This window comes from Amaricoccus sp. B4 (assembly GCF_043226085.1).
In the GTDB taxonomy this organism is placed as follows: domain Bacteria; phylum Pseudomonadota; class Alphaproteobacteria; order Rhodobacterales; family Rhodobacteraceae; genus Amaricoccus.
On sequence record NZ_CP171225.1, the window covers coordinates 2,451,539 to 2,465,452 of the forward strand.

A 13,914-nucleotide genomic window follows, 5' to 3' on the forward strand; every position below is an offset into this window, starting at 1 on the left:
AAAGCGGGTGAGAGTTGGGGGCTCGACCCGACGGCAGGCTTGACCAATCGCACCGCGACCGAACAGGATGAGCATCCTGCCTGGCCGGTCCCTGCGGCCTTCCACCGCCATAAGCCTCTCGCGTGACGGGGCAAAAAGCCATTTGGAGGAATTCCATGAAGACGACAGCCCTGATTGCCGCAGCCCTGCTCGCGGGCGCCGTTCCGGCTCTTGCCGCCGAGGATCCGATCGCCGTGCGCCAGACGCTCATGGAGAGCATGGGCGGAGCCGCCGGCCTCACAGCAGGCGTCCTGAAGGGCGAGATCGATTACAGCCCGGCCATCGGCAAGGCAGCGATCACCGCCACGGCAGGCGTCGCGGAGGCCTATGCCGACTACTTCCCCGAGGGCAGCGACACCGGTGGCAATACCGAGGCAAGCCCGAAGATCTGGGAAGACCCGGCGGGCTTCGCCGAACAGATTTCCAAACTTCAGGCCGCCACCGCGGGCGCCGTCTCGGCCTCCGGCAAGAGCGGTCCGGCCGATGCCGAGGCCTTCAAGGCCGCGATGCAGCCCGTGCTTGCGACCTGCAAGAGCTGCCACGAAACCTATCGCCTCGACGACTGACGCGACGCCGCAATGCTACTCCTCAGGATCGCCGTCGGCCTCGGCCTTCTCGGCGTGATCGCCGCGGTGGCGGGATGGTTCGCCTCCGCCCCCCGCGGCCTCTCCGCCGCCGAGATCGCTGCGCTGCCCGAAGGCGACGCGGCGCGCGGCGAAGCCGTGTTCTGGGCCGGGGGTTGCGCCTCCTGCCACGCAGCCCCCGATGCCAAGGGCGACGACAAGCTCTCGCTCGGCGGTGGCCGGGTGCTGGCCTCCGATTTCGGCGATTTCGTCGCGCCAAACATCTCGATGGACCGCGAGGATGGTATCGGCTCCTGGAGCGAGGCCGATTTCGCCAACGCGATGCTGCGCGGCGTCTCGCCGGAGGGGGAGCACTTCTACCCCTCCTTTCCCTATACCTCCTTCACCCGCATGAACCACGGCGACATCGCGGATCTCTGGGCCTTCTGGCAGACCCTGCCCGCGGTCGAGGGCAAGGCGCCGGGGCACCGGCTGGCCTTTCCCTTCAACATCCGCCGCGGCATCGGCCTCTGGAAGCTCGCCTTCCTCTCCGATGCGCCGGTGATCGCGATCGACACCAGCGATCCCAAGCTGGTGCGCGGCCGCTATCTGGTGGAAGGCCCCGGCCATTGCGGCGAATGCCACACCTCGCGCGACATCGCGGGCGGCCTCGACTACGGCCTCTGGCTCGCAGGCGCGCCCAACCCGGATGGCCGGGGCCGCATCCCCAACATCACCGGCGGCGAGGGCGGCATCGGCTCCTGGTCGGAGAGCGACATCGCCTACTACCTCGAGTCGGGCTTCACGCCGGATTTCGATTCCGTCGGCGGCTCGATGGTCGCGGTGCAGGAGAACATGGCGAAACTCGAAAGCTGGGATCGCGAATCGATTGCGGCTTATCTCAAGGCTGTGCCCGCACACGCCACCGCGCCCTGATACGGCGCGCGCCTCGCGTTTACAACCCGGCCTGCCGGGCTAGACTCATCCCGAAGGTCCGCCCGGCATCATCCGGCGCCGGGCGGGCCGGAAGGGAGATCTCCACATGACCACACATCCGGCACTCAAACCCGGCCATGTCGCCGTCGTCACCGGCGCGGCGAGCGGCATCGGCCTTGCCGCCGCCCGGCGCTTCGGCGCGGCGGGCATGAAAGTCGTGATTGCCGATCTCGATCGCGCGGCTCTCGAGGCCGCCACCAGCACGCTCCGCACCGCAGGCATCGAGACCGAGGGCCTCCCGACGGATGTCGCCGACCGCGGCCAGGTCGAGGCGCTTCGAGCCGCCGCCGATGCGCTCGGCCCCGTGACCATACTGATGAACAACGCCGGACGCGAGGGCGGCGGCAGGCTTTTCGCCGACCCCGCGATCTGGCGCACGACGCTCGAAACCAATCTCTGGGGCCCGATCAACGGCATCCAGGTCTTCGCCCCCGGCATGATCGAAAGCGGACTGCCCGGCGCGATCATCTGCACCGGCTCCAAACAGGGCATCACGCTCCCCCCCGGCGATACCGCCTACAATGTCAGCAAGGCGGGTCTGAAGGCGCTGACCGAATCGCTCGCCCATGAACTCGTCGAGCAGACAGGCTCCCGCATCACGGCACATCTGCTGATCCCGGGCTTCACCTTCACCGGGTTCACCCGCGCCAAGGGCGTTGAGGAGAAGCCCGCTGGAGCCTGGACATCCGGGCAGGTGGCCGATGCGCTGCTCGAGGGCATGGGCGCGGGCGATTTCTACATCCTCTGCCCCGACAACGAGGTGGACCGCGCCACCGACCTCAAGCGGATGGGCTGGGGCTTCAGTGACATCCTCGAGAACCGCCCCGCCCTCTCGCGCTGGCACCCCGATCATGCCGAGGCCTTCCGCCGCTACATGGATGAGGAAGGCTGAGGCCCGCCCGAAGGATATGACCATGACCTGGACCCCCTCCGACACCCGCTACCACACCATGCCCTACCGCCGCTGCGGCCGCTCGGGGCTGAAGCTGCCCGCTGTCTCGCTGGGGCTGTGGCACAATTTCGGCGAGGACACGGCGCACGAGACCAAGCGCGCGATCTGCCGTGAAGCCTTCGACCGCGGCATCACCCATTTCGACCTCGCCAACAATTACGGGCCGCCGCCCGGAAGCGCCGAAACCGCCTTCGGGGAGATCCTGCGCACGGATTTCCGCGGCCTGCGCGACGAGCTCGTGATCTCCTCCAAGGCCGGCTACGACATGTGGCCCGGCCCCTACGGCGAATGGGGCAGCCGCAAATACCTCATCGCCTCCTGCGAGCAGTCGCTCCGCCGCATGGGCCTCGACTATGTGGACATCTTCTACTCCCACCGCGTCGACCCCGAGACCCCGCTCGAGGAAACCATGGGCGCGCTCGCAAGCCTCGTCCATCAGGGCAAGGCGCTCTATGTTGGCATCTCCTCCTACAATTCCGAACGCACCCGCGAAGCGGCACGGCTCCTGCGCGAGATGGGCGTGCCGCTGCTGATCCATCAGCCGAGCTACAACATGCTCAACCGCTGGGTCGAACATGACGGGCTGAAGGAGACGCTCGCCGAGCTCGGCGTCGGTTCCATCGCCTTCACCCCGCTGGCCCAGGGCATGCTGACCGGGAAATACCTCAAGGGCATCCCGGAAGGCTCCCGCGCCACCCAGGGCAAGAGCCTCTCGCCCGGCATGCTCGAAGGCCCGGTGATCGCGCATCTCAACCGGCTCAATGACATCGCCGCGGCGCGTGGCCAGACGCTCGCACAGATGGCGATCGCCTGGGTGCTGCGCGGCGGCGGCATCACCTCGGCGCTGATCGGCGCCTCCCGCCCCGAGCAGGTGACCGATTGCGCCGGCGCCGTGGCCCGGCTCGAGTTCACCGACGAGGAGCTTCGCGAGATCGACGCCATCGCGACGGAAGAGAACATCAACCTCTGGGCCCGCTCCTCCGACTCCTGACACGACCGAAAATCGGGGGCGGCCCGCATGGGGGCCGCCATCAAACCTCCTGGACCGGAGGGCCGCAGGCATCGGTGCTGCCATGGCTCTCGCGCGGGCCCACGTGCATCGCCGCCAGCTTGCCCTCGTGGCGGCAGTCGAGGCTGTTCAAGCCATCGATACACTGCTGCTTCTCTTCCATCATCCCGGCCGCGACATCCTCGTTCCCCGCGGCTGGTCCCGGCTCACCCTCAAGCGAAAGGGCCCGGCGCATTCCCGCGCCGGGCCCCCAAAGTGTCGCTCGCAGGCGCGCAGCCCTCAGGCGGTCGCGGCTTCCGCCTCGTCGCTGAGCGGATGCGTCAGACGCGAGAGCATTTCCTTCGGCACGATCTGGCGGAACTTCGGCAGCTCCTCCTCCCAGTGCCGCAGGATATCCGCCGCGCGCGGGCTGCCGGTCTCCTCGACATGCCGCTCGATCAGGCCGCGAAGCTCCGCTTCCCAGGCCGCAGCCGCCACCGGCACCGCGATCACCGTCTCCTCGTTGAGGCGCATCTCGATGTCATCAGCGGGGTCATAGAGATAGGCCATGCCACCGGTCATCCCGGCGCCGAAGTTGTCGCCGAAGCTGCCGAGGATGACCGCGATGCCGCCGGTCATGTATTCGCAGCCGTTCGAACCACAGCCCTCGATCACCACCTTCGCGCCCGAGTTGCGCACGCAGAACCGCTCGCCCGCGCGCCCGTTGGCAAAGAGATAGCCGTCGGTTGCGCCATAGAGCACGGTGTTGCCGATGATCGCGTTCTCATGCGGCACCAGCGGCGAGCCGAGCGCCGGCCGGACCACGATCGTTGCCCCCGAAAGCCCCTTGCCGACATAGTCGTTCGCCTCGCCACGGACCTCGATCTTGAGGCCGGGCGCCCCGAACGCGCCGAGTGCCTGACCGGCGGAGCCCGCGAGCTTCACCGTCAGATGGTCGGGTTGCAGGTTGTTGCGCATCCCGAAGCGCCGGACGATGTGGCTCGACACCCGCGTGCCGATCGAGCGCAGCGTGTTCTGCACCGAGTAGCTCAGCTGCATCTTCTCACCGTCCTTGAAGAACGGCTCGGCATCCGCAACGATCTGCGCGTCCAGCGTATCCGGCACCACCTGGCGTTCCGTCTTGCCGGAATAGGTGATCTTCTGGCCCTCGTTCACGTTGATGAGCATCGGGTTGAGGTCGAGATCATCGAGATGCTCGGCGCCGCGGCTCACCTGCGCCAGCAGGTCGGCCCGGCCGATCACCTCGTCGATCGACGTCGCCCCGATCGAGGCCAGCACCTCGCGCACCTCCTCGGCATAGAAGCTGATGAGGTTGACCACCTTGTCGGGCGTGCCGGTGAACTTTTCGCGCAGGATCGGGTCCTGCACGCAGACCCCCACCGGGCAGGTGTTCGACTGGCACTGGCGCACCATGATGCAGCCCATCGCGATCAGCGCCGCGGTGCCGACCCCGAACTCCTGCGCGCCGAGCATCGCGGCGATCACGATGTCGCGGCCGGTGCGCAGCCCGCCGTCGGTCCGCAGCACGACCCGGTCGCGGAGCTTGTTGATCGTGAGCACCTGATGCGCTTCCGAGAGCCCCATCTCCCAGGGCAGGCCCGCGAACTTGATCGAGGTCATCGGACTCGCGCCCGTGCCGCCGTTGTGCCCCGAGATCAGGATCACGTCGGCCTTCGCCTTGGCGACACCCGCCGCGATCGTGCCCACACCCGACTGGCTCACCAGCTTCACGCAGACCCGCGCCCGCGGGTTGATCTGCTTGAGGTCGTAGATGAGCTGGGCAAGGTCCTCGATCGAGTAGATGTCATGGTGCGGCGGCGGCGAGATCAGCGTGACGCCCGGCGTCGAATGCCGGAGCCGCGCGATGAGCTCGGTCACCTTCATGCCCGGAAGCTGTCCGCCCTCGCCGGGCTTCGCACCTTGGGCGATCTTGATCTCGAGCTCCTCGCACTGGTTGAGATACTCCGCCGTCACCCCGAAGCGCCCGGAGGCCACCTGCTTGATCTTGGCCGAGGGGTTGTCGCCGTTGGGCTCGGGGTGGAAATGCGCCGGATCCTCGCCGCCTTCGCCGGAGTCGGATTTCGCGCCGATCCGGTTCATCGCGATGTTGAGCGTCTTGTGCGCTTCCGGAGAGAGCGCCCCGAGCGACATGCCGGGCGTCACGAACCGCTTGCGGATCGCGGTGATGCTCTCGACATGCTTGAGCGGCACCGGCTCTTCCTTCGGCTTGAAGTCGAGCAGGTCGCGCAGATGGATCGGCGGCCGCGACTGCATCGCCCGGCTGTACTGCTTCCAGAGCTCGTAGGAGCCCTTGGCGCAGGCCGCCTGCAGGATGTGCATCGACTGCGCTTCCCAGGCATGGGTCTCGCCCGAGCGCCGTGCCTTGTAGAACCCGCCGATCGGCAGGATCGAATTGGACCCGCCCCAGCCCTTGGCATGCACCCGCTCGACCTGCTGCTGCACGCCCGAGACGCCGATGCCGGAGATCCGGCTCAGCATGCCGGGGAAATACTCCGCGACCATGGCGCGCGAGAGCCCCACCGCCTCGAAGTTGAGACCACCGCGATAGGAGGAGATCACCGAGATCCCCATCTTCGCCATGATCTTCAGCAGGCCCTGATCCACCGCCTCGCGATACTTCTGCACCGCCGTGGTGAGATCGTAGGCGATCAGCCCGCGCCGCACCCGGTCCGCGATCGAATCCTCGGCCAGATAGGCATTCACCGTCGTCGCGCCGCAACCGATCAGCACCGCGAAGTAATGCGGATCGATGCACTCGGCCGAGCGCACGTTGAGCGAGGTGAAGGTCCGGAGCCCCTTGCGCGTGAGCCAGGAATGCACCGCGCTCGTGGCGAGGATCATCGGCATCCCGACCTTTTCGGGGCCCTGGTGATGATCCGTCATCACGATATGGTTCGCCCCGGCGCGCACCGCTTCCTCCGCCTCGTGGCGGATCCGCTCCAGCGCGTCATGCAGCGCGTTCGGCCCGGCGTCCTTGCCGAAGGTGCAGTCGAGCTCGACCGCATCCGCCGCCTCGTGGCTCGCGAGATATTCGAAGCGCGCGTTCGAGAGGAACGGGCTCTCCAGCGTCAGGATGTTGGTCTGGCTGTTGTCCTCGTCGAGCACGTTGTTGAGGTTGCCGAACCGCGTCTTGAGGCTCATCACCCGATGCTCGCGCAAGCTGTCGATCGGCGGGTTGGTCACCTGGCTGAAGTTCTGCCGGAAATAGTGGCTGAGCGGCCGGTACTTCTCGGAGAGCACGGCGGCGGGCGTGTCGTCGCCCATCGAGCCGATGGCCTCCTTGCCGTCCTCCGCCATCGCCTGGATGACGGTTTCAAGCTCCTCGATCGAGTAGCCGGCGGAAATCTGGCGCCGGCGCAGCTCCTCGCCCTCGAACCAGGGCTTTTCTTCCATGCCCTGGGTCGCGTCCTCGAGATCGGTCACCGAGGCGATCCAGTCACCGAAGGGCTGGCTGGAGGACATGAGGTCCTTGATCTCGGAATCGTGGTAGAGCGTGCCCTTGGCCATGTCGACCGCGATGAGCTGGCCCGGACCGAGCGCGCCCTTCTCGATCACGCTCGCCTCATCGGGCGGCACCATGCCCGCCTCCGACCCGGCGATGAGCATCCCGTCGCCGGTCACGACATAGCGCATCGGCCGGAGCCCGTTGCGGTCGAGCCCGCCACAGACCCAGCGCCCGTCGGTCATCGCGAGCGCCGCCGGGCCGTCCCAGGGCTCCATCACGGCATTGGAATAGGAATACATGTCGAGCCAGGCCTGCGGCATCTTCGTCGCAAGCTTCGACCAGGCTTCCGGCACCAGCATGGTCTTCGCCATCGGCGCCGAGCGCCCGGCGCGCACGAGCACCTCGAAGACGTTGTCGAGCGCAGCCGAGTCCGAGGAGCCCGGCGCGACGATCGGCTTGATGTCCTCGGCGAGCTCGCCGAAATAGTCCGAGCTCATGCGGATCTCGTGGCTCTTGAGCCAGTTGAGGTTGCCCTTGAGCGTGTTGATCTCGCCGTTATGGGCGAGCATCCGGAACGGCTGCGCCAGCCACCAGCGCGGGAAGGTGTTGGTGGAATAACGCTGATGATAGATCGCGAAGGCGCTCTCGAAACGCGGATCCATCAGATCCGGATAGAACACCGCGACCTGCTCGGCGAGCATCATGCCCTTGTAGATGATCGAGCGGCAGGACATCGAGCAGATGTAGAAATCGCGGATTCCCGAACCGGATTTCTCGATGCGGCGGCGGATGACATAGAGCTCGCGCTCGAAGGTTTCCTCGTCCACGCCCTTCGAATTGCAGATCAGGATCTGCTCGATCTCGGGTCGCGTCGCGTTGGCCTTCTCGCCGAGGCAGGTGATATCCACCGGCACGTGGCGCCAGCCATAGATATAATAGCCCATGCGGAGCACTTCGGTCTCCACGATGGTCCGGGCCGCTTCCTGCGCGGCGAAGTCGCTGCGCGGCAGGAAGATCATGCCGACGGCGGTCTTGCCCTGGCGCGGCTCGTGGCCGGTGCGGCGCACCTGCTCCTCGAAGAAGGCGGGCGGGATCTGCACATGGATGCCCGCGCCGTCGCCGGTCTTGCCGTCCGCATCCACCGCGCCCCGGTGCCAGATTGCCTGCAGCGCCTGAATGCCGCTCTCCACGACCTGGCGCCGCGGTGTTCCGTCGATCGCCACCACAAGGCCGACGCCGCACGACGAATGCTCGTGCTCGGCACTGTACATGCCTTCGGCCTCCAGACGGGCGAACTCCGCTTCGGTCTTCGCAACCCAGGCGTCGTCAAAGGTCGTCATGCCGGTTCTCCTGCTGTCCAGCGAGCGGCCTCCGCCGCGCCAGTATCTTGTCTCAGTGGGTGTCCGGGGCCGGAAGGCTCCGGCCCGTCGTCATTCAGTCGCCGGGGGCGGTGCAAAGGCTGCCATGAACTCCGCCTCCGTCATCCGCTTGTGATCACCGGCAAGCGCATATCCCGCCGGTTTGTGGTCGATGAAGATCTCCGCGGTGAGCGTCATGTCCGAGGCATCATCGAGCGCGCCCACGGAAACCGCAAACATTTCCGGCTCCAAGAGGTGATACCAAAGCGCGGAGCCGCAGCTTGCGCAGCTCACCCGCTCGGCCCAGTCCGAAGAGCGATAGGCATTGAGCTCATCCGCACCGTCCGTCACCGTGACCGTCTCGGCCTCCTTGGCCAGGAACGGCCCGCCGACCCAGCGGCGGCACATGCCGCAATGGCAGGCGCCGAAGCTGAGGTCTTCCATCTCAGCTTCGAACTTCACCGCACCGCAAAGACAGCCTCCGGTCTTCCGGATCATGTTCCGCTCCTCGGGCCGGTCGCGGTAGTGGCTACGGCCGTCAACATGGAAAATTGGGTCAGTTCCGCTTCCATTTCATCGCTCCGAACGCTGGAAGCGTATGGCAATCGTATGGCGGGATTCCATATCGATTCCATACGGATTCCATATTGCGTTTCGAACGCTCCTCACTCCGCCGCGAGACGTGCACCGGCCTTGGAGCCGAGATAGCTCAGGATGCTGTCCGCCGCATCGCGCCCGTCCCGGATCGCCCAGACGACGAGGCTCGCGCCCCGCACGATGTCGCCCGCCGCGAAAACCCCGTCGAGGCTCGTCGCATGGGTCTGGAAGTTCGCCTTGACCGTGCCCCAGCGGGTGACCTCGAGCCCGTCCGTGCCCCAGAGCTTCGGAAGCTCCTCCGGCTCGAAACCGAGCGCCTTGATGACGAGATCGGCCTGCTCGACATAGTCCGCACCGGGGATTTCCTCCGGCTTCTGGCGGCCGGACGCATCCGGCGCGCCGAGACGCATCCGCGACACCATCACGCCCGAAACGCTGTCCTCGCCGGTGAAACCCTTGGGCGCGGTGAGCCAGGCGAAGGTCACGCCCTCCTCCTCGGCATTCGCCACCTCGCGCTGCGATCCCGGCATGTTGGCGCGGTCGCGGCGATAGAGACAGGTGACCGCTTTGGCATCCTGACGGATCGCCGTGCGCACGCAGTCCATTGCCGTATCCCCGCCGCCGATCACCACGACGCGCTTGCCCGTGGCATTGAGCACGCCGCTGTCATACTCCGGCACGTCGTCGCCGAAGCTCTTGCGGTTGGACGCCGTGAGGTAGTCGATCGCCTTCACGATGCCCGGCAGACCCGCACCCGGGCCGCCGAGGTCGCGCGACTTGTAGACGCCCGTCGCGATCAGCACCGCATCGTGCTTGGTGCGGATCTCGTCGAAGGAGATGTCCTCGCCCACGTTGCAGTTGAGCACGAATTCGACGCCACTGGCCTCGAGCTGTTCGTTGCGGCGCATGACGACGGGCTTCTCGAGCTTGAACCCCGGAATGCCGTAGACAAGCAGCCCACCCGCGCGGTCATGCCGGTCATAGACCGTGACCTTGAGCCCGGCACGGCGCAGCGCATCAGCCGCGGCCAGCCCGCCGGGGCCCGCGCCGATGATCCCGACGCTCTCCGGTCGCTCTTCCTCAGGCACAGCCGGCGTTACCCAGCCTTCGGCCCAGGCCGTATCGGTGATGTATTTCTCCACCGCCCCGATGGTGACGGTGCCATGGCCCGACTGCTCGATGACACAATTGCCCTCGCAGAGCCGGTCCTGCGGGCAGATGCGGCCGCAGATCTCGGGGAAGGTGTTGGTCGCCTGGCTGATCTCATAGGCCTCGCGCAGCCGCCCCTCGGCGGTCAGCTTCAGCCAGTCCGGGATATTGTTGTGCAGCGGACAATGCGACTGGCAATACGGCACACCGCATTGCGAGCACCGGCCGGCCTGCTCGGCTGCCTTCTCTGCCGCAAATTGCCGATAGATTTCGTCGAAATCCTCGCGCCGTTCTCCCGCGGACCGTTTCTCCGGCATATCTCGCGCGATCTTGACGAATTTCAGCATTCGCTGCTGAGCCATCGCTTTCCCCCGACTTCACTGGCCAGTGACCTTTTCCGATGCATAGACGTAAACCAAAGCTTGAGCATATAAAAGTCAAAAGCACTGACCAAATTTCGAAATCACATGACATTTGAGCGGCTTTCTGCGCCGCTCGGCAAAAAAATGGGTCCGATACCGGACCCATTAACTCGCCGCTTACCCTTCGCGCCTGCACACGCTACGTTACGGGCAAGTCGATTCGCACTTCGGGTAGTAGGTAAATGTCGCTGTTCCAGCTTGCGATCCTGGCCATAGTACAGGGTATCACCGAGTTTCTTCCGATTTCTTCTTCCGGCCATCTGATCCTCCTGCCGCATCTGCTTGGTGAGGCGGATCAGGGACTTGCGCTCGACGTCGCCGTTCATGTCGGCACCCTCGGCGCCGTGATGGCCTTCTTCCGTGCGGATGTGGCGCGCATGGTGCATGGCGCGGGTGACGTGCTCGGCCGGCGCTTCGCCACACCGGACGCGCGGCTTCTCCTGCTGCTCGCGATCTCCACGGTTCCCGTGGTCGTTGTCGGCTTCATTCTTCAGATGACCGGCCTTGCCGACGCGATGCGCTCCGTCGCGGTAATCGGCTGGACCATGCTCCTCTTCGGCATCGTGCTCTACTGGGCCGACCAGAAGGGCCCGGTCGAGCGCAAGGCGCCCGAATGGAACCTTCGCGATGCGATGATCATGGGGTTCTGGCAGGCGCTTGCACTCATTCCGGGCACGTCCCGCTCGGGCGCGACGATCACCGCAAGCCGCCTGCTCGGCTACAAACGCGAAGACGGCGCCCGGATCTCGATGCTGATGTCGATCCCGACGATCATCGCCTCCGGCACCCTGCTCGGGCTCGACGTGATCGGCCAGGCCGACTGGCAGACACTGCGTGACGGCGCGATCGGCGCCGTGCTTGCCTTCGCCGCGGCCTATCTCGCGCTGTCGCTGATGATGCGCCTGCTGCGGAGCGTGAGCTATACGCCCTACGTGATCTACCGCGTCGTGCTCGGCCTCTTCCTGCTGGCGATCGCCTACAGGTAAGGCCCGAACGCCAGCCGGCACCCGCATCCAGGTGCCGGGGCTTTCCCGAACTACTGACGCAGGTTTGCCGCCGACGCGGTGATCGCGTCATACTGGCCATGCGGCCGGAAGGAATAGAGGTAGCCCTCGAGCACCGCATCCATCGGCGTCGGGCTGATACCGAGCTCGCCGAACGCCTTCGCCCCCTCCGACACGACATTGTCACGCTTGAGCAACTCGACCTGATCGGCCGTCAGCACCGTGTTGGTGAAAAGCCCGAAGCTCAGGCTCTGCAGCGTATCGAGAATGCGGCCCTGAAGCCGCGCGAAACCGAAAGGCAGCGCGATCAGCGCCCGACGCCGCTCGATGACATCGAGAAGCTTCTGCATCAACTCCCGGAAAGTCGCGACATCCGGCCCGCCAAGCTCGTAGATCCCCGGCGCGACCTCGCCCATCGCCGCCTTCGCCGCTGCGGCCGCCACATCATCGACATAGACCGGCTGGAATTTCGTGTCCGGCCCGACAAGCGGCAGGACAGGGCTCATCCGGGCCATGTTGCCGAAGCGGTTGAAGAACTCGTCCTCGGTGCCGAAAATGACAGAGGGGCGCAGAATGATCGCATCGGCGAAAGCCGTCTGCACCAGCGCCTCACCCGCGGCCTTGGCGCGAGCATAGCCGCTCTCGCTCGCCGGGTCCGCACCGATCGCGGAAATGTGGACGAGCCGCCCGACGCCTTCCTCGGCCGCAAGGCGCGCGATCAGCCCCGCACCCTCGGCGACGACAGCCTCGAAGCTCTGCCGACCGCTCTCCGCCAGAATTCCGACGCAGTTGACGACCGCATCGGCCCCCCGGATCGCCGCGCGCGTCGAGATCTCGTCGCGGATATTGGCCTGAACCGGCTCGACCTGGCCCACCGCACCGTAGGGGCGCACGAACAGCGCCTCATTCGGCCGGCGTACGGCCACGCGCACCCGCCATCCGGCGCGCGCCATCCGTTGGGTGACGTAGCGGCCGATGAATCCGGATCCGCCGAAGATGGTGACGATGGGTGTGGGACTCGGCATGCGCGATCTCCTTCTCCGACCGCCTCCCGACATACGGCCTGCCGCCGCGCCAGACAAGTTTCAAAAGGTTGCACCTGCGCAAAGCGCGTCGCATCCGCCCGGAAAATGAGCGCAATGCCGCGATTTTTCGGGCAGCCGCACCTGCACTCGCCCACCAGCCCCAAATGCATTTGACGCGAGCTCGGGTAATATCCTATCACCGCGCCGGTAATTTCCGTAACATGCTTGCACGAGGACCGCGCTGCCATGAGCTTCACCATTCCGCCGAGCCCGCCTGCCCGCCCGAACCGCTGCCAGCTCTTCGGCCCCGGATCCCGGCCAGAGCTCTTCGCCAAGATGGCGGCATCGGCGGCGGATGTGATCAATCTCGACCTCGAGGACAGTGTCTCTCCCGCCGACAAGCCCGCGGCACGGCAGAACATCATCAGGGCAATCAACGAGATCGACTGGGGCACCAAGACCCTCTCGGTGCGCATCAACGGGCTCGACACCGAGTTCTGGTATCGCGACGTGGTCGAGGTGCTGGAGCAGGCGGGTGACCGCATCGACCTGTTCATGATCCCCAAGGCCGGCAACGCCAAGGACATCTACGCGGTGGACGCGCTCTGCTCCGCCATCGAGTGGGCGAAGGGCCGCCAGAAGAAGGTGGGTTTCGAGGTCATCATCGAGACCGCCGCAGGCTTCGCCCATGCCGAGGAAATCGCGGCCTCGAGCCCCCGCATGCAGGCGATGAGCCTCGGCGCGGCCGATTTCGCCGCCTCCATGGGCATGGCGACGACCGGCATCGGCGGCACGCAGGAAAACTACTACATGCTGCCGCCGAAGGATGCCGAGGGCCCGCGCGCGCCGGTCTACGGCGATCCCTGGCATGGCGTGGTCGCGGCCATCGTATCGGCCTGCCGCACGCATGGCATCCTGCCGGTCGACGGACCGTTCGGCGATTTCTCCGACGAGGACGGCTACATCGCCCAGGCCCGCCGTTCCGCAACCATGGGCATGGTCGGCAAATGGGCGATCCATCCGAAGCAGGTGGCACTCGCCAACGATGTCTTCACCCCTTCGGAAAAGGCCGTGACGGAGGCCCGCGAGATCCTTGCCGCGATGAAGGAAGCCGAAGCGAAGGGACAGGGCGCCGCCGTCTACAAGGGCCGCCTCGTCGACATCGCCTCGGTCCGCCAGGCCCAGGTGATCGTGAAACAGGCCGAGATGATCGGCGGCTGACCCTTCTGCGCCGGGGCGGGGCGCCTTCCTGCGCCTTGCCCCGAATCGCCTGCATTCCTATATCTGATTTCGTTTCCGGGATGCGCCATGCATCCCCCCGATGGAGAGTGGAT

General features: G+C 66.2%; 11 protein-coding genes. 6 read left to right on the forward strand and 5 right to left on the reverse strand.

All coding sequences use genetic code 11. The features are described from left to right. Nucleotides 1-155 precede the first annotated feature (155 nt). The 4 genes from ACF66B_RS11780 to mgrA all read left to right on the forward strand — a co-directional run bounded on the left by ACF66B_RS11780 (nt 156) and on the right by mgrA (nt 3,541). A complete protein-coding gene (locus ACF66B_RS11780; RefSeq protein ID WP_111429489.1) occupies nt 156-605 on the forward strand; it encodes a cytochrome c in 450 nt (149 codons plus the stop codon). 12 nt (nt 606-617) lie between these two features. Next, nucleotides 618-1,538 (forward strand): cytochrome c, encoded by a 921-nt coding sequence (locus tag ACF66B_RS11785; RefSeq protein ID WP_111429488.1) that lies wholly within the window; start codon nt 618-620, stop codon nt 1,536-1,538. A gap of 106 nt (nt 1,539-1,644) precedes the next feature. Next, nucleotides 1,645-2,490: an SDR family NAD(P)-dependent oxidoreductase gene (locus ACF66B_RS11790; RefSeq protein ID WP_111429487.1), complete on the forward strand. Its 846-nt coding sequence runs from the start codon at nt 1,645-1,647 to the stop codon at nt 2,488-2,490. A 22-nt stretch (nt 2,491-2,512) separates the two neighbouring features. Further along, complete coding sequence (mgrA, locus tag ACF66B_RS11795) at nt 2,513-3,541, forward strand: L-glyceraldehyde 3-phosphate reductase (protein WP_111429543.1); 1,029 nt, start codon at nt 2,513-2,515, stop codon at nt 3,539-3,541. Between the two features lie 40 nt (nt 3,542-3,581). Here mgrA and ACF66B_RS11800 read toward each other — a convergent pair whose 3' ends face one another. From ACF66B_RS11800 to ACF66B_RS11815, 4 genes are all read right to left on the reverse strand, one after another. Further along, a complete protein-coding gene (locus tag ACF66B_RS11800; RefSeq protein ID WP_162683225.1) occupies nt 3,582-3,725 on the reverse strand; it encodes a hypothetical protein in 144 nt (47 codons plus the stop codon). A gap of 113 nt (nt 3,726-3,838) precedes the next feature. Next, entirely contained in the window at nt 3,839-8,365 is a 4,527-nt protein-coding gene (gene gltB / locus ACF66B_RS11805; protein WP_111429485.1) for a glutamate synthase large subunit, read from the reverse strand. Nucleotides 8,366-8,455: 90 nt separating this feature from the next. Further along, a complete protein-coding gene (locus tag ACF66B_RS11810) occupies nt 8,456-8,881 on the reverse strand; it encodes a GFA family protein (RefSeq protein ID WP_111429484.1) in 426 nt (141 codons plus the stop codon). A gap of 167 nt (nt 8,882-9,048) precedes the next feature. Then, nucleotides 9,049-10,491: an NAD(P)-dependent oxidoreductase gene (locus ACF66B_RS11815; RefSeq protein ID WP_111429483.1), complete on the reverse strand. Its 1,443-nt coding sequence runs from the start codon at nt 10,489-10,491 to the stop codon at nt 9,049-9,051. A 242-nt stretch (nt 10,492-10,733) separates the two neighbouring features. Between ACF66B_RS11815 and ACF66B_RS11820 the strand changes: the two genes are divergently transcribed. Next, the gene (locus ACF66B_RS11820) at nt 10,734-11,537 is read left to right on the forward strand and encodes an undecaprenyl-diphosphate phosphatase (protein WP_111429482.1); all 804 of its coding nucleotides are present in this window, start codon (nt 10,734-10,736) and stop codon (nt 11,535-11,537) included. Between the two features lie 50 nt (nt 11,538-11,587). On the opposite strand, the gene ACF66B_RS11825 is transcribed toward ACF66B_RS11820, so the two are convergent. Next, nucleotides 11,588-12,580 carry a complex I NDUFA9 subunit family protein gene (locus ACF66B_RS11825; RefSeq protein ID WP_111429481.1) on the reverse strand — a complete coding sequence of 331 codons (993 nt, stop codon included), beginning with the start codon at nt 12,578-12,580 and terminating at the stop codon, nt 11,588-11,590. A gap of 246 nt (nt 12,581-12,826) precedes the next feature. Between ACF66B_RS11825 and ACF66B_RS11830 the strand changes: the two genes are divergently transcribed. After that, nucleotides 12,827-13,801, forward strand: coding sequence for a CoA ester lyase (locus ACF66B_RS11830; protein ID WP_111429480.1), 975 nt, complete (start codon nt 12,827-12,829; stop codon nt 13,799-13,801). The last annotated feature ends 113 nt before the right edge of the window (nt 13,802-13,914 follow it).

Excerpts from the sequence above, each read along its gene's own strand:
- ACF66B_RS11825 (WP_111429481.1), bottom strand. The coding sequence starts at position 12,580 with ATGCCGAGTCCCACACCCATCGTCACCATCTTCGGCGGATCCGGATTC.
- ACF66B_RS11820 (WP_111429482.1), top strand. The coding sequence starts at position 10,734 with ATGTCGCTGTTCCAGCTTGCGATCCTGGCCATAGTACAGGGTATCACC.
- gltB (WP_111429485.1), bottom strand. The coding sequence starts at position 8,365 with ATGACGACCTTTGACGACGCCTGGGTTGCGAAGACCGAAGCGGAGTTC.
- ACF66B_RS11785 (WP_111429488.1), top strand. The coding sequence starts at position 618 with ATGCTACTCCTCAGGATCGCCGTCGGCCTCGGCCTTCTCGGCGTGATC.
- ACF66B_RS11830 (WP_111429480.1), top strand. The coding sequence starts at position 12,827 with ATGAGCTTCACCATTCCGCCGAGCCCGCCTGCCCGCCCGAACCGCTGC.
- ACF66B_RS11790 (WP_111429487.1), top strand. The coding sequence starts at position 1,645 with ATGACCACACATCCGGCACTCAAACCCGGCCATGTCGCCGTCGTCACC.
- ACF66B_RS11810 (WP_111429484.1), bottom strand. The coding sequence starts at position 8,881 with ATGATCCGGAAGACCGGAGGCTGTCTTTGCGGTGCGGTGAAGTTCGAA.
- ACF66B_RS11815 (WP_111429483.1), bottom strand. The coding sequence starts at position 10,491 with ATGGCTCAGCAGCGAATGCTGAAATTCGTCAAGATCGCGCGAGATATG.
- mgrA (WP_111429543.1), top strand. The coding sequence starts at position 2,513 with ATGACCTGGACCCCCTCCGACACCCGCTACCACACCATGCCCTACCGC.
- ACF66B_RS11800 (WP_162683225.1), bottom strand. The coding sequence starts at position 3,725 with ATGATGGAAGAGAAGCAGCAGTGTATCGATGGCTTGAACAGCCTCGAC.
- ACF66B_RS11780 (WP_111429489.1), top strand. The coding sequence starts at position 156 with ATGAAGACGACAGCCCTGATTGCCGCAGCCCTGCTCGCGGGCGCCGTT.